Annotated in this window: 15 protein-coding genes; 9 read left to right on the top strand and 6 right to left on the bottom strand. The window is 65.0% G+C overall.

Features of this window, described 5'->3' with window-relative positions; all coding sequences use genetic code 11:
• Positions 1–16: 16 nt before the first annotated feature.
• The 4 genes from RM463_RS12310 to argC form a co-directional block, all read right to left on the bottom strand.
• Positions 17–688 (bottom strand): amino acid ABC transporter permease, encoded by a 672-nt coding sequence (locus tag RM463_RS12310; RefSeq protein ID WP_195688670.1) that lies wholly within the window; start codon positions 686–688, stop codon positions 17–19.
• Between the two features lie 109 nt (positions 689–797).
• Complete coding sequence (locus RM463_RS12315; RefSeq protein ID WP_311430183.1) at positions 798–1586, bottom strand: transporter substrate-binding domain-containing protein; 789 nt, start codon at positions 1584–1586, stop codon at positions 798–800.
• 112 nt (positions 1587–1698) lie between these two features.
• Positions 1699–2052: an iron-sulfur cluster insertion protein ErpA gene (gene erpA / locus RM463_RS12320; protein ID WP_132043384.1), complete on the bottom strand. Its 354-nt coding sequence runs from the start codon at positions 2050–2052 to the stop codon at positions 1699–1701.
• 287 nt (positions 2053–2339) lie between these two features.
• Entirely contained in the window at positions 2340–3374 is a 1035-nt protein-coding gene (gene argC, locus RM463_RS12325; RefSeq protein WP_195688673.1) for an N-acetyl-gamma-glutamyl-phosphate reductase, read from the bottom strand.
• Positions 3375–3482: 108 nt separating this feature from the next.
• On the opposite strand from argC, the gene RM463_RS12330 reads away from it, so the two are divergent.
• The 9 genes from RM463_RS12330 to RM463_RS12370 all read left to right on the top strand — a co-directional run bounded on the left by RM463_RS12330 (position 3483) and on the right by RM463_RS12370 (position 12900).
• Entirely contained in the window at positions 3483–5345 is a 1863-nt protein-coding gene (locus RM463_RS12330; RefSeq protein ID WP_195688674.1) for a chloride channel protein, read from the top strand.
• 38 nt (positions 5346–5383) lie between these two features.
• Positions 5384–5815: a protoporphyrinogen oxidase HemJ gene (hemJ, locus tag RM463_RS12335; protein ID WP_195688675.1), complete on the top strand. Its 432-nt coding sequence runs from the start codon at positions 5384–5386 to the stop codon at positions 5813–5815.
• Positions 5815–6660 carry a hydroxymethylpyrimidine/phosphomethylpyrimidine kinase gene (locus RM463_RS12340; protein ID WP_195688676.1) on the top strand — a complete coding sequence of 282 codons (846 nt, stop codon included), beginning with the start codon at positions 5815–5817 and terminating at the stop codon, positions 6658–6660. Before hemJ ends, RM463_RS12340 begins: the two co-directional genes overlap by 1 nt.
• Positions 6661–6784: 124 nt before the next feature.
• Entirely contained in the window at positions 6785–8077 is a 1293-nt protein-coding gene (hemL, locus tag RM463_RS12345; RefSeq protein WP_195688677.1) for a glutamate-1-semialdehyde 2,1-aminomutase, read from the top strand.
• A gap of 48 nt (positions 8078–8125) precedes the next feature.
• Entirely contained in the window at positions 8126–9385 is a 1260-nt protein-coding gene (locus RM463_RS12350) for a bifunctional aminoglycoside phosphotransferase/ATP-binding protein (protein WP_195688678.1), read from the top strand.
• 10 nt (positions 9386–9395) lie between these two features.
• Positions 9396–10010, top strand: coding sequence for an RdgB/HAM1 family non-canonical purine NTP pyrophosphatase (gene rdgB, locus RM463_RS12355; protein WP_195688679.1), 615 nt, complete (start codon positions 9396–9398; stop codon positions 10008–10010).
• Positions 10010–11191 carry a radical SAM family heme chaperone HemW gene (gene hemW, locus RM463_RS12360; protein WP_195688680.1) on the top strand — a complete coding sequence of 394 codons (1182 nt, stop codon included), beginning with the start codon at positions 10010–10012 and terminating at the stop codon, positions 11189–11191. Before rdgB ends, hemW begins: the two co-directional genes overlap by 1 nt.
• A 92-nt stretch (positions 11192–11283) precedes the next feature.
• The gene (locus RM463_RS12365) at positions 11284–11961 is read left to right on the top strand and encodes an OmpA family protein (protein WP_195688681.1); all 678 of its coding nucleotides are present in this window, start codon (positions 11284–11286) and stop codon (positions 11959–11961) included.
• Positions 11962–12051: 90 nt separating this feature from the next.
• The gene (locus tag RM463_RS12370) at positions 12052–12900 is read left to right on the top strand and encodes a 23S rRNA (adenine(2030)-N(6))-methyltransferase RlmJ (RefSeq protein ID WP_195688682.1); all 849 of its coding nucleotides are present in this window, start codon (positions 12052–12054) and stop codon (positions 12898–12900) included.
• 20 nt (positions 12901–12920) lie between these two features.
• Here the strand turns inward: RM463_RS12370 and RM463_RS12375 are convergent, their stop codons facing one another.
• Both RM463_RS12375 and RM463_RS12380 read right to left on the bottom strand, forming a co-directional pair.
• Positions 12921–14066 carry an iron-containing alcohol dehydrogenase gene (locus tag RM463_RS12375; protein WP_311430185.1) on the bottom strand — a complete coding sequence of 382 codons (1146 nt, stop codon included), beginning with the start codon at positions 14064–14066 and terminating at the stop codon, positions 12921–12923.
• A 64-nt stretch (positions 14067–14130) separates the two neighbouring features.
• A complete protein-coding gene (locus RM463_RS12380; RefSeq protein ID WP_195688684.1) occupies positions 14131–15513 on the bottom strand; it encodes an aldehyde dehydrogenase family protein in 1383 nt (460 codons plus the stop codon).
• Positions 15514–15516 lie beyond the last annotated feature (3 nt).

Consider the following 15516-nt stretch of genomic DNA (forward strand, 5'->3'; position numbering starts at 1 on the left):
CTCTTTGTTAACCCCGTCACTGGCCGACCAGGCCGCGACGCTCGAGCTGGCGCAGCAGGATCGACAGGGTCCAGGTGATGGCCAGATAGAGCATTGCCACCATCAGGTAGACCTCCATGGCGGTGAAGGTGGTGGCGATATAGATCTGGCCCTGTCGCACCAGCTCGCCGACCCCGATCACGGAGAACAGCGAGGTATCCTTGATGCTGATGATCGCCTGGTTGCCTAGTGGCGGGATCATGCGACGCAGGGCCTGAGGCCAGATCACGTAACGGAATGCCTGGGTACGCGACAGCCCAAGGGAGAGTGAGGCTTCGCGCTGGCCACGTTCGATGGACTGCACGCCACCACGAACCACCTCGGAGATGTAGGCACCGGAGTTGACGGCGATGGCGGCAATGCCGGCGGTCAGGGCGTTGATCGGTTCACCGAGAATCTGCGGCAGGCCGTAGAAGATGAACAGTACCTGCACCAGGATCGGGGTGCCCCGAAACACTTCGATATAGAAGATGGCGGGCAGGCGCAGCCAGACGACCGGGCTGATGCGCATAAGGCCGAAGACGATGCCGATCACGAAGCCGATGGCGAGACCGCCGAAGGAGATCAGCAGCGTCCAGGGAACGCCCGGCAACAGGTGTGGTATCGAGCTGAAGGCGGCCGCCCAGTCGAATTGAAAGGTCACGTCCACGAGAAGTTCTCCGGGAGTGTTAAACGACACGGGGCCGGGTGGTCATGCCGCCCGGCCCCGCGGATACTCGCGTCGCCCTAGGGCGACGATATCGGGAGGGGGAGCCGCCTCAGTCGTCGCTGGGCGCCTCGCCGAACCACTTGGTGTAGATCTCGTCGTAGGTGCCATCTTCCTGCATCGCGGCCAGTGCCTCGTTGACCGGCTCTACCCACTCGCTGCCCTTGTGGAAGACGATGCCATACTGCTGCCCCTCGTAGAGGGGGCCGACCACCTTGGTACGTCCCTCGCCGCGGGTCTGGGCGAAGTAGCCGACGTTGGGCGCATCGTAGAAGGTGGCATCGACATTGCGGCCGAGCAGCGCCATGTACATGTCGGAAGTGCCCGGATAGGGCGTGATCTCGGCGCTGTCGCCCAGCTTTTCCTGGAGGAAGTCATAGCTGGTGGAGCCAATCTTGGTGGCCACGGTCAGGCCTTCGAGATCCTCCAGGCTCTCCACCTCGTCGTTATCCGCACGCACCATGATGCGCAGGCCGGAGTCGTAGTAGGGGTCGGAGAAGTCGACGATCTCGGCGCGCTCTTCGGTGATGGTCACACCGGCGATGGCGATCTCCTGGCTGCCGGTCTGGATCGCCGGAATGATGCCGTTGAACTCCATGGTGGTCAGGTTGACCTCGAAGCCGGCGCGCTCGGCCACTTCATGGATGATATCCATATCGAAGCCGACCATCTCACCGGTCTCGGTATCCAGCATCTCGAAGGGAACGAAACTGGGGTCGGTGACCACGTTGACGGTGGCGTCCTGGGCCAGGGCGGAGCCGGCCAGACCACTGCCCAGCGCCAGGGCGCTGGCCATAAGGGTCTGTTTCAGGAAGGGTGAAGCCGTAGTGCTATTCTTCATGGGGTTCCCCTGTTCTTGGGACTTTTCTGTGGGACTCGCCGTGTCAACCTTGGCGAGATTCCGACAGAGCGTCAAGTTGGGGAATCTCACGCTCCACACCAGCGGAGCGGTGTTACACCATGAAGGAGGCTCCACAGCCACAGGTGGTGCTGGCGTTGGGGTTCTGAACCAGGAAGCGAGCGCCGGCCAGCCCCTCCTCGTAGTCGACGGTGGAGCCCACCAGATACTGGTAGGAGAGAGGGTCGACCACCAGCGCCACGTCACCGAACGCAATGACGGTATCGTCGTCGGCGATGTCGTCGGCGAAGTCGAAGCCATACTGGAAGCCCGAGCAGCCGCCACCGGTGACGTAGACGCGTAGCTTCAGCTCGCTGTTGCCCTGTTCCGCGATCAGCGCGCGCAGCCGGGCCCGTGCGCTGTCGGACAGCATCAGAGGCGTGGGGACGAAGGATTCGGCTTCGCTCATGGTGGACTCCAGGGGATGGAAGTGTGACCGATCATTATCCGCAAACCCCAGCAAAAGGGTCAACTTCTCAGGACTATCGCAGTTACCGGAGCCAAGGGGCGCTGGGGACAAGCCGAAGGGGAGGTCCTACGCCAGGGAAGGCGTCGGTAGCGCCCAGAGAAGGGTTCACAGCGCCTCCTCGTCGGTCCGGCGCTCCGGGGCTTGTCGCCAGATCAGCCCCGAGCTACCGAGCTGTCAAGTTATCTGCGATAGCTCTGGTCAACCTCTGCCGGGAAAGCGGGAAGGGATCAGGGCATCAGCGCGGGGGCGGCAAGCCCGGCGTTCTCGTCGAAGCCGAACATCAGGTTGAGGTTGTGGATCGCCTGGCCCGAGGCGCCCTTGACGAGGTTGTCGATCACCGAGAGCACGACCACGGTATCGCCGTCGCCGGGGCGGTGCAGGGCGAGTCGGCAGAGGTTGGCACCCTTGACGCTGCGGGTCTCCGGGTGGCTACCCGGCGGCATCACATCGACGAAGGGCTCGTTGGCGAAGCGTTGTTCGAACAGCCCCTGCAGGTCGTCGTGACTGCCGGTGAGGCGGCCGTAGAGGGTGGCGTGGATACCGCGAATCATCGGCGTCAGATGGGGCACGAAGGTCAATCCTACCGCCCGGCCCGCGGCATCGCCCAGGCCCTGGCGGATTTCCGGCAGGTGGCGATGGCCGCTGGCGCCGTAGGCCTTCATGGATTCGCTGGCCTCGGCCAGCAGCGAGGGCACCTTGGCGCCGCGGCCGGCACCGGTGACACCGGACTTGCAGTCGGCAATGATACGTTCCACATCGATCAGGCCGGCCTCAAGCAGCGGCAGCAGGCCGAGCTGGACGGCGGTGGGATAGCAGCCGGGTACGGCGATCAGGCGTGCCTCACGAATCCTGTCACGATTGACTTCGGGCAGGCCATACACCGCCTCGTCGAGCAGTGCCGGTGCTCCATGGGGCTGGCCATACCACTCGGCCCACTCCGTGGCATCACGCAGGCGGAAGTCGGCGGAAAGATCGATGACGCGAGTGCCCTGCTCGAGCAGCTCACCGGCCAGGGCGTGGGCCACGCCGTGGGGAGTGGCGAAGAACACGGCATCGCAGGCGCCGAGACGCTTCACATCGGGTTCGCTGAAGGTCAGGTCGTCATAGTGACCACGCAGATTGGGATAGAGATCGGTGACGCACTGGCCCGCCTCGGAGCGTGAGGTAATGGCCTCGATCTCCACCTGGGGATGCTGGGCCAGCAGCCTGAGCAGTTCGACGCCGGTATACCCGGTGCCGCCGACGATTCCGACCTTGATCACGTAAGCCTCCTTGGATTGATGGGTGCCGGGCTGTCAACGCCCCGCTGGGGTATGATACACAGGTGAAAGACCGGAAGGTTGTCACTCAGTCGTAAAGGAAACCACGACGTGCCGCGTTTGCCACGCTTCAATGTCGGCCAAGGACTGGAGCGCTTTCGCCACCAGCTTGCCAATGTGGATGCCCTACCGCAACTCTGCGTCCTGGGCGTTGTGGCGGGAGTGCTGACCGGCGTGCTGATGGTGGGGTTTCGCAGTCTGCTGGAGCTGGGTGGACTGTGGCTCTTCCCCGCCGACAGTCCCGAGGCTTTCGAGCCCATTCCACCGGTGCTGCGCAGCCTGATGCCGCTGGGGGCGGCGCTGCTGATCGGGTTGTGGATGTGGTCGATTCCCCCGGCTGGCCGTCAGGTGGGGGTCGTTCACGTGATCGACCGCCTGACCTACCATCAGGGACGCTTTCCGCTGCGTAACTGGCTGACCCAATGGGTGGTAGGCCTGATCTCGGTGCTGGGGGGGCTCTCCGCCGGTCGCGAGGGGCCGGCCATTCACCTAGGGGCCGCCGCTTCCAGCGGCCTGGGCCAGCGCCTGCGACTGCCCCATAACAGCCTGCGTGTGCTGGTCGCCTGTGGTACGGCGGCCGGTATCGCCGCCTCCTTCAATACCCCGATTGCCGGTGTCATCTTCGCCATGGAAGTGGTGATGATGGAGTACACCATCATCGGCTTCATGCCGGTGATCCTGGCCTCCACCATGGGCGCTGTGGTGGCTCAGATGGTCTATGGCCCCGACCCTGCGATCTTCGTGCCCGACCTGCATCTCAACTCGCTGCTCGATCTGCCGTGGATCATCGTCAGTGCCCTTGTCATTGGCCTGCTCGCCGGCTTGTTCGTGAGGGTCTCGCGGCTGGGGGATCGCCTGGAGCCTCTGCCCATGGCGCTGCGCTTCCTGATGGCAGGCGGTGCCGTGGCCGTCGTGGCCTGGTGGTACCCCCAGGTACAGGGCATGGGCTACGACACACTGCAGGCCACTCTCAGCGGTTCGGTGGCGGTGGATGTGCTGATCGCCGTGGCGATCGGCAAGCTGTTGCTTACCGCCGGCACCGTGGCCTGCGGAATTCCGGTCAGCATCATCGGGCCGGTACTGGTGATCGGTGGGGCAGCCGGTGCGCTGTGTGGCATGGCGGGCCACTGGCTTCTGCCCATCGAGGCATCCGACCCGGCGCTGTTCGCCATGCTGGGCATGGCGGCGATGATGGGGGCGGTACTGCAGGCGCCGCTGGCGGCGCTGATGGCGCTGCTCGAGCTGACTCACAACCCCAATATCATCCTCCCAGGCATGCTCGCGGTGGTGATCTCCTGCCTGACCGCGCGGCAGCTATGCCGCTGTAGCGGCTTCTTCCTGAGCGTGAAGCGCCAGGGGCTGCACCCCCTTCAGCAGCCGTTGATGCAGGCGCTCTCGCGGGTCTCGGTACCGGCGGTGATGGATCGTCGGCTGGAGCGTACCCAGCGCATGGTGACCCATGAGAAGGCGCGGGCGCTGCTGAAATCGGAGCCGGTGTGGATCCTGATCGAGCGCTCCAGTGACGAGAAGCCGATACTGGCGCTCAAGGCCGCGGATCTGGCTCGCTGGCTCACTGTCCAGGAAGAGACCGCCCGGGAAGAGAAGGAGAATGCAGGTTCACCCCTCGAGGGCGAGGAGGCCGGCGATCGACAGGGTCGCAGGAAGGGAACACCGAAAGAGAGAAGCAGGGACAGGAGTGAACCACCCCTGGTGGATCTGCTGGAGATACCCGGCGAGCGCCTGGAGCTCGCCCCGATCGGGTTGCAGGCCACGCTCTCCGAGGCGTTCAACAAGCTCAACGACTCGATGCTCGATGCGCTCTATGTCGAGCATGGTCATCGGCCGAAGCAGAAGCGCATTTCCGGTATCATCACCCGCGGAGCCATCGAACGCTTCTATCGCGTCGGTGGCTGACGCCACCCATCACCTCATCGGTCTCGCAAGGAACTCCCATGTATCTGTGGTTCAAGGCCCTGCATCTCATCGCCATGGTGACCTGGTTTGCCGCCATGTTCTATCTGCCCCGGCTCTACGTCTACCACGCCAAGGCGCGTGACCGGGGGGAGCAGCAGGCAATCGATCACTTCCTGGTCATGGAGCGCAAGCTCTATCGCGGCATCATGACCCCCTCCATGATTGCCGTGCTGCTGTTCGGCGGCATCATGCTGGTGCTCAACCCCGGCTGGCTGACTCAGGGGTGGATCCATGCCAAGCTGCTGCTGGTGGCACTGCTGGTCGGCTATCACCATGTCTGTTTGATCTATTTGAAGCAGTTTGCCGAGGCACGCTGCCGGCGTGGTCATGTCTTCTTTCGCTGGTTCAACGAGCTGCCGGTGATCGCCCTGCTGATCATCATCTTCCTGGCCGTGCTCAAGCCGTTCTGATGGCAGACAACGTGACACACGAACCCCATCTTCCGGTGGTGCTGGTACTGGCGGGTCATGACCCTACCGGCGGCGCGGGTCTGGTAGCCGACGCCGAGGCGGTGGCCGCCGGTGGCGGCTGGGCGCTTACCGTCCCCACGGCCCTGACCGTTCAGTCCTGTACGGATGTCTCCAGGGTGTTGCCTGCCGACCCCGATGTCATGCGGGCCAGTGTCGCTGCCCTCGATGAGTTCGAGGTGGCGGCGATCAAGCTCGGCCTGGTGGCCGATCTGGCTACCCTGGATGCGGTCAGCGATATTCTCGAACGCTTCCCCGGGGTGCCGGTAGTGGCCGATCCGGTGCTGCGCGCCGGCGGGGGAAGAGAGTTATCCACAATCGAGCTGATCGACGCCTACCGGGAACGGCTGCTGCCACGGGTGGATATCCTGACCCCCAACCGGGGTGAGCTGACGAGGCTGTCGCCGCAACTGGCCGAGGACACGGAGCGAGCCGTGGCGCTGATGCATCTTGGCTGTCAGGCGGTACTGGTGACCGGGACAGACGACCCCGTACCCGGCGCACCGGCGGATCGGGTGACACACACACTGCATGCCATTGACCAGAGTCGTCAGTGGAACTGGCCGCGGCTGACGGGGCAGTTTCATGGCTCCGGCTGCACCATGGCGGCCTTCCTGGCCACGCGCCTAGCCCTTGGGGAGTCGCTGGTGGCGGCGTGTGAACAGGCACAGGCCTTCACCTGGGAAGCCCTGTCGCACGGTTGGCGACCCGGCTCGGGCCAGGCGCTGCCGCGTCGCCTCTGGCACTTGCCGATGGCGACGCACCGCGGATCGCCCGCTTCTCCCTGATGGGGGGATGGTCTTTGGCGGCCGGAGCATCGAGAATGGGGGAATTGAAGACGTTTGCCACCTTTTCACCCCCTGTGAATAGCTTATCCAGAGAATTATCCACAGCTTCGAGGACAGATACGATATGACAACCTCCGCTCAGCTTTTCGCTCAGGCCTGCCGGCATATTCCCGGGGGCGTCAACTCGCCGGTGCGCGCCTTCAAGGGGCTGCATCGCCCGCCGGTGTTCATGGAGCGCGCCCAGGGAGCCTATCTGTTCGATGTCGAGGGCCAGCGTTATGTGGATTACGTGGGCTCCTGGGGTCCGATGATCACCGGACATGCCGACCCCGATGTGCTGGGCGCGGTGCGCAGCCGCCTCGACAACGGCCTCTCGTTCGGGACCCCCACCGCCATCGAGACCACCATGGCGGATCTTATCTGCGAGATGATCCCCTCCATCGAGATGGTACGCATGGTTAACTCCGGTACCGAGGCCACCATGTCGGCGATCCGTCTGGCACGTGGCGTCACCGGACGCGACAAGATCGTCAAGTTCGAGGGCAACTACCACGGTCACTCCGACTCCCTGCTGGTCAAGGCCGGCTCGGGCGCACTGACCCACGGCGAGCCCAGCTCTCCCGGGGTTCCCGCTTCCCTGGCCGAGCACACCATCACCCTGGCCTATAATGATGTCGAGGCCGTGGAGCAGTGCTTCGAGGAGATCGGCGATCAGGTGGCCTGCATCATCGTCGAGCCGGTGGCCGGCAATATGAACTGCATTCCCCCGCAGCCCGGCTTCCTGGAGTGCCTGCGTCGAGTCTGCAACGCCCACGACAGCGTGCTGATCTTCGACGAGGTGATGACCGGGTTCCGCGTGGCCATGGGAGGTGCCCAGGCGCACTATGGCGTGCGCCCCGACCTGACCTGCCTGGGCAAGATCGTTGGCGGTGGCATGCCGGTGGGCGCCTTCGGCGGGAACGAGGCCCTCATGTCCAATATTTCGCCGCTGGGCTCCATCTATCAGGCGGGCACGCTATCCGGCAACCCGCTGGCCATGGCGGCGGGCATCGCACTCCTCGGCAAGCTGCGTGAGCCCGGCTTCCATGATGCCCTGGCACAGCGGGTCGATACCCTCTGCCACGGCCTGCAGGAGCGTGCCGACGCGGCAGGGGTGGAGATGATCACCCAGAGTGCGGGGGGCATGTTCGGCCTCTTCTTCACCGGCCAGAGCCGAGTCGACAACTTCGCCCAGGCCACCGCCTGTGATGCCGATGCCTTCCGCCGTTTCTTCTCGGCGATGCTCGACGAGGGTGTCTATCTCGCGCCGTCGGCCTACGAGGCGGGCTTCATGTCCAGCGCCCATACACCGGAGGATATCCAGTTCACCCTGGATGCCGCCGAGAAGGCCTTCGTGGCTATGCAACGTCAAGACTGAGCAGCGTCAGGACTGACGCCTCATTGAATCACCACCGGGAGAACCCCCATGCGTCATACCCTGGACGCCGACAAGGCCGGCAGTGGCGAAAGTCTTGAGCTGGAATCGCTTATCGATGCGCTGGTGGCCCATCATCGCGATGCGATATCCGACGCCGCCGCGGCGCAGGAGGCCGGTCGGCCATTGACGCTGGCCATGAAGGCCGAGCTGGCGGAGATTCGCGGGGCTCTGTGGGATGAAGGGGAGCGTAAGCGACTCGATCAGCTGGGAGAGTGGCTGGAGCAGGATCTGGTGCGGCTGACGCCCATCCTCGAGGCGCGTGCCCACCGTCGGGTGCCGAGCTGGGCGCTGCACCATCCCGAAAGCCGCCTGTGTCACGCCGGTCGACCGCTGCTGGTCAACGCCATCGGACGTGACCTGGAGGTGCCGGGGGCCGATCTCGCCGACGATCCGGCCAGCGACCTGGCGGCGCTGCTGGTGGGCCTGGAGGGCCGCGAGACCCCGGAGCTGACGCGGCTGGCGCTGGATCGCTATCTGCGTCGGTCGGGGGACTATGAACTCGCCCGTCTGCTGTCGCTGTTCGGAACCTGTCATGCCCTGACGTCGGCACGACGCGCCCTGCGACGTCGACTCGCGGATGGTGTCGATTCGGAAAACTCCGCCCTGCTGGCCGAAAGCATGGCCGAGTGCCGTCGCTACCTGGCCCTTGCCGAGCGGATCGCGGAGTTCCGCTTCCCTCCACTGGTGATCGCCGTGGGCGTCTCGGGCAGCGGCAAGAGCCGTTTTACCCGTGGGCTGGTGACCGGCCTCGGTGCGATTCGTGTCAGCTCGGAGGCGGAACGCCAGCGACTCGCACAGCCCGAGGAGGGTTCAGGCCATCCACAGGGCGATCCCGGCCAGACGGCTGTGGATATCTTCGGCGAGGCGGCCACCGCGGCGACCTATCGGCGGCTTGCCGCCTGTGCCGGCTTTCTGCTCGATGCCGGCATTCCCGCCTGCGTGGATGCCACCTGTCTGACGCGTGCCCAGCGCGATCAGCTGCGTCAGCAGGCCGAGGCGCGTGGCCTTCCCTGTCTGCTGGTCAGCTTCGAGGCCGATGATGCCACCCTGAGGCGGCGCATCGAGAAACGGGCCACGCGCCAGGGGGGCGCCGTCGAGGAGAGCCTGGCGGTACTGGCGCGGCAGCAGCGGCGATTCGAGCCGTTCGGCGACGAGGAGCGTCTGCATCTGGTCCATCTCGATACCACCGCGGACAATGCCGCCGATACCCTGCTGGGGTTGATCGAGGAGCACGTGAAGCTTGCCTGAGAGAAATGTCATGATCACTCCCGCTCGTCTGGTGCTTGCCAGCGGTAATGCCGGCAAGCTGCGTGAATTCGCCCAGCTGCTGGGGCCGCTGGGCTGCCAGGTATTCCCACAGTCGGACTTTGCCGTCGCCGAGGTGGAGGAGAGCGGCCTGACCTTCGTCGAAAACGCTCTATTGAAGGCGCGTGAGGCCAGTCGTGTCAGTGGCCTGCCGGCGCTGGCCGATGATTCGGGCCTCGAGGTCGACGCCCTCGAGGGGGCACCCGGTATCTATTCGGCCCGCTATGCCGGCGAACCGAAGAGCGATGCGCGCAACAATGCGAAGCTGCTCGAGGCGCTGGCCGAGGTTCCCGAAGGGGCCCGCGATGCACGCTACTGGTGTGTACTCGTGTACCTTCGCCATCCCGAGGACCCGGTGCCGCTGATCGTGCAGTGTAGCTGGGAGGGGCAGATCCTCGCCCATCCGCGTGGCGAGGGTGGCTTCGGTTATGATCCGCTGTTCTGGCTGCCCGATCAGGGCATGAGTGCCGCCGAGCTGTCGGCGGCGGAGAAGAACCGCTTGAGTCACCGGGGGCGGGCGTTGCAGGCTCTGGTCGAGCCGTTCCGCCGAGTCGACGGGAGCCGCTGATGGCATTTCCGTCCCCGGTGCTTCCGCCCTTGGCCCTCTATGTCCACGTGCCCTGGTGTGTGCGCAAGTGCCCCTACTGCGACTTCAACTCGCATGGGGTCGGCCGCGATGCCGGGCTGCCCGAGGAGGCCTATCTCGAGGCCTTGCTCGCCGATCTGGACGCCGACCTGCCGCTGGCGGGGGAGCGCGAGCTGGTCAGCCTCTTTATCGGCGGCGGCACCCCGAGTCTGCTCTCTTCAGGCTTCTATCGTCGCCTGCTGACGGGGGTTTCCGAGCGGCTGCCCCTGGCCCGCGATATCGAGATCACCCTCGAGGCCAATCCCGGCACCCTAGAGCGCGGTCGCTTCGCCGGCTACCGAGAGGTGGGCATCAACCGCCTGTCGCTGGGTATCCAGAGCTTCCAGGCGGCGCAGCTCGAGGCACTGGGCCGCATCCACAGTGGTGATGACGCCGAGGCCGCCTTTGCCGAAGCCCGCGAGGCCGGTTTCGACAACCTCAATGTCGATCTGATGCATGGGTTGCCGGGCCAGACCCCCGAACAGGCGCTGCAGGATCTTGAGCGTGCCCAGGCGCTGGGACCCGAGCATCTCTCCTGGTATCAGCTCACCCTGGAACCCAATACGGAGTTCTACCGCTATCCGCCGGCTCTGCCCGAGGAGGAAGCGCTGTGGGAGATCCAGGATCGGGGCCATGAGCGTCTCGAGGCTTCGGGTTATCACCGTTACGAGATCTCGGCCTATGCGAGAGAGGGCTATCGATCGCGGCATAATCTCAACTACTGGCGGTTCGGTGACTACCTGGGCATCGGGGCCGGCGCCCATGGCAAGTTGAGCCTACCCGGCGAGGAGGGCGGCTTGCGTATCGAACGCCGCTGGAAGAGTCGTCAGCCCGAGGCCTATCTGCGCCGGCGGCATGACCCGCGCGGCTTCGTTGCCGATGCGCATCGCGTCGGCGAGGCCGATCTGCCGCTGGAGTTCGCCATGAATGTCCTGCGACTCCCCGAGGGGGTGCCGATGGCGCTCTGGCGTGAGTCCACCGGCCTACCGGAAGCCGTGCTGGCCGAACGTCTCGCGACCGCCCGTGAAAAAGGATTGTTGATGGAAGCCGGCCACAGGCTTCAAGCTACCCCGCGAGGTCTACTATTCTTGAATGAATTGCTGGCATCGATCGACGAGCAGTGACGATGCCGCCCGTGTAAAGGCTCATCGCAACCTTTGCCCTCAATGGCCCCATGGATGATCGACCGGGCCACCGAACCAAGGAGATAATCACGATGACCAAGCCATTCCGCCTTGTTGCCCCGCTGGCAGCCGCCGTTCTGCTGGCGGGTTGTGCCACTACGGATCCCTATAGCGGTCAGACCAACCGCAACCAGACGGGGACCGGTGCCGCCATCGGCGCCGTGGTGGGGGCCGCCGCCGGTGCCCTGAGCGGTGACGGCAGCACCAGCCGTCGCGATCGTGCCCTGGTGGGTGCCGCCGTGGGCGCCGCCGCGGGTGCCGGTGTCGGTGCCTACATGGATCGTCAGGAGCAGCAGCTTCGCCAGAGCACCCAGGGCACCGGCATTGGTGTCGACCGTCGCGGTGACGATATCGTGCTGAACATGCCCAGCGAGGTCACCTTCGGCTTCGACTCCAGCGAACTGACCTCCAATGCGCGTAATGCCCTCAATGATGTGGCCAGGGTGCTGACCCAGTATGACGACACCCGCGTCAATATCGGTGGGCATACCGACAGCACAGGCGATGCCGGTTATAACCAGCGCCTCTCCGAGCGTCGTGCCCAGGCCGTCGGCAACTACCTCTCCCAGGCCGGTGTGGCGAGCGGTCGTCTCAACATGACCGGCTATGGCGAGAACCAGCCGGTGGCCAACAACAACACCGAGCAGGGGCGTGCCCAGAACCGTCGGGTCGAGATTACCCTCTCTCCCATCCAGAGTCGCTTCGAGTAAGCGCTACCGCGACAGCGAGCGGTAACCCTTCGGGCTCGTCACTGGTGTGGCGAGCCCTTTCTCTTTCTGGCCGATTCGCGGACCCGCTCCATGCTCTCCTATCAGCACGCCTATCATGCCGGCAACTTCGCCGACGTTCATAAACACTTGACCCTGTACGGGGTCATCGATCATTTATTACGTAAAGAATCACCTGTTACGTTTATTGATACTCACGCCGGCCGAGGCCTCTATCCCCTGGCCGCGGAGGAGACGGCTCGGCTGCATGAGTACCATCAGGGGGTTCTGCCGCTATGGGAGTCCCGTGAGTCGCTTTCGACGGATGGGCTTCTGCATGACTGGCTGGTGGCACTGGCCGAGGTACAGTCGGATCCGTCACGGTTGAGCCATTACCCAGGGTCGCCCTGGTGGATGAGCCAGCGCCGGCGCTCCCAGGATCGTCAGCTGCTCTTCGAGCTGCATCCCGGGGAGCATGATCACCTGGCGGACCAGGTGCTGGGGGGCGCCGTTCGCACGATCCACGGCGATGGCTTGAAGGGGCTCGTGGAGCGCTTGCCGGTGAAGACGCCGCGTCTCTGTGTGCTGATCGACCCCAGTTACGAGCGCAAGCAGGAGTATGTCGAGGTGGCCGATACGCTGTCGACGACCCTGCACAAGGCGCGTCATGCCGTGGTGCTGGTGTGGTACCCGCTGCTGCCGGCGGGGCGCCACCATGAGCTGCTCGAGGCGGTGAAGGCGCATGGCCTGCGCAAGGTATGGCGCAGCGAGTTCCTGCAGCATGCCCCCAGGGAGGGCGAGCGCGGCATGTATGGCAGCGGCATGCTGGTGATCAATCCGCCCTGGGGGCTCGATAAGCGCCTGGCCGGGGCCATGGCGCGGGTGGCACCGCTGCTGTCGCGAGAGGCCCGCTACCAGGCCGACTGGTGGGTGGGCGAGTAGCGGGCAGAGAGTCGAAGGGATTACAGGCAGCGCCTGAACAGTGCCTCGAGATTGTCCTGGGTCAGCACGATGGGGTTACCTCCGCAGCTGGGGTCCTGAAGGGCCATGCGGGTCAGCTCGTCGATGCGATCCTCGGTCACTCCTATCTCGGAGAGGGTACGGGGAATGCCCAGCCGGTCGTTGAGCGTCTGTACAAAGGTGCGGAAGCCATCGAAACCGCCTTCGATGCCCAGGTAGGCAGCGGCCATGTCGAAGCGCTCGCGGATCGCCTCGGCGTTGAGATCGAGTACCGCCGGCATGCAGATGGCATTGGTGGTGCCATGGTGGCTATTGAACAGCGCCCCGATGGGATGACTCATCGCATGGATGGCCCCCAGGCCTTTCTGAAAGGCGGTGGAGCCCATCATCGCCGCGCTCATCATCTGGCCGCGGGCCTCGATGTCGCCGCCATCGGCATAGGCGCGCGGCAGATACTCCTTGACCAGACGCATGCCCTCGAGGGCGATGCCCTGGCTCATGGGGTGATAGTGGGGGCTGGAGAATGCCTCGACGCAGTGTGCAAAGGCATCCAGGCCGGTACCGGCTGTGATCGGCTTCGGCATGCCGACGGTGAGCTCGGGGTCGCAGATCACCACCGAGGGCAGCACCCTGGGATGGAAGATGATCTTCTTCTCGTGAGTTAGGGAGTTGGTGATCACGCTGGCCCGCCCTACCTCCGAGCCGGTTCCGGCGGTGGTAGGCACCGCGACGATGGGGGCGATCGCCTCGGCGTCGGCACGGGTCCACCAGTCATCGATATCCTCGAAGTCCCACACCGGGCGCGTCTGGCCGGCCATGAAGGCTACCATCTTGCCCAGGTCGAGCCCGGACCCCCCTCCAAAGGCAATGACACCGTCATGGTTGCCGTCCCGGTACGCCTCCACTCCGGCCGCCAGGTTGGTGTCATTGGGATTGGGGTCGACTTCGGCGAACAGCGCGCGTCCGAGGCCGGCCGCCTCGAGGATATCCAGCGTGGCTTGAGTGATGGGCAGGGTGGCCAGCTCCCTGTCGGTTACCAACAGGGGGCGGCGGATGCCGGCCTGGGCACAGGCCTCGGGTAGTTCGCCAATCCGCCCTGCGCCGAAGCGGATGGCGGTGGGGTAGGACCAGTTTCCCGTCAGCGTCATGTTGTTACCTTCCTCGGATAGTAAGCGTTGCCCCGTTCGGGGCGTGTTCGATGCCTGGTATCGGTTAGCCCGATGGCGCCTGGAGGTAGTAGGACTTGGGGCGGGTCAGGTTGTGGTAGCCGATGACCGAGAGTGAGCCGCCGCGGCCGGTATCCTTGCAGCCGGTCCAGCACAGCGCAGGGTCGAGGTAGTCGGCGCGGTTCATGAACACGGTGCCGGTCTGGAGCTGGTCGCCGATATGCCGGGCACGTGCGGCGTCGGTGGTCCATAGGCTCGCGGTCAGCCCGAAGGGGCTGTCATTCATCAGACGAATCGCCTCGGCATCATCGGCGACGGGCATGATGCCCACCACCGGACCGAAGCTCTCGTCGCGCATCACCCGCATGTCGTGGGTTACGTCGGTCAGGATCTGCGGCGTGAGGTAGGCACCGCCGTCGTCCTGGGGTTTTGTGGCGATATGCGCCGTGGCGCCGGCAGCGACCGCCTCATCGATCTGGGCACGTACCTCGGCGGCGAAGCGCACATGGGCCATGGGTCCGATATCGGTGGTCTCTTCCAGCGGGTTGCCCAGCCGGTAGCCCTCGACGAGTGCCACGGCTTTCTCGACAAAGGCGTCGAAGAGGCTTTCGTGCACGTAGATGCGCTCGATGCCGCAGCAGCACTGGCCGGAGTTGAACATCGCGGCGTCGATCAGGGTGGCGACGGCGGCGTCGAGGTCGGCGTCCTCCATCACATAGCCCGGGTCCTTGCCCCCCAGCTCCAGGGCCATGCCGGTAAAGGTGCCTGCCGCCGCTTGCTCCAGGGTGCGGCCGGCGTTCACCGAGCCGGTAAAGTTGATGAAATCGAAGCTCCCCTCGGCGATCAGCGTCGAAGTGGTGGCGTGATCGAGGAAGACGTTCTGGAACACCGCCTCGGGCACCCCTGCTGCGTGGAACGCCTGAGCCATGCGCTCACCCACCAGCAGGGTCTGGGTGGCGTGCTTGAGGAGCACGCTGTTGCCGGCGATCAGTGCCGGGGCGACGCTGTTGATGGCGGTCATGTAGGGGTAGTTCCAGGGCGCGACCACCAGCACCACGCCGTGAGGGACACGCTTGATATAGCGCTTGAGGCCGGGGTCGTCGCCGACCCTGATATCGGCCAGCGCCTCCTGGGCGATGGAAGCCATGTGTCGGCCGCGCTCCTCGAAGCCGCCGAACTCGCCCCCGTAGCGCACCGGCCGCCCCATCATCCGGGCCAGCTCGGGAACGATAACGTCGTTCATCTCACCCACCGCGGTGATGCCACCCAGGACGCGGTCGATACGCTCCTGCAGCGGACGTGCCGCCCACTCGAGCTGGGCCTGACGCGCCTGTCGTGCCGCCTGTCGGGCGGCGTCGGGTGACAGCGTCAGGCGTTCGGCATAGACCGTGCCGTCGATTGGTGAGATGCATTGCAGTGTCTGGCCCATTAT

This window comes from Halomonas sp. LES1 (assembly GCF_031846005.1).
Classification (GTDB): domain Bacteria; phylum Pseudomonadota; class Gammaproteobacteria; order Pseudomonadales; family Halomonadaceae; genus Halomonas.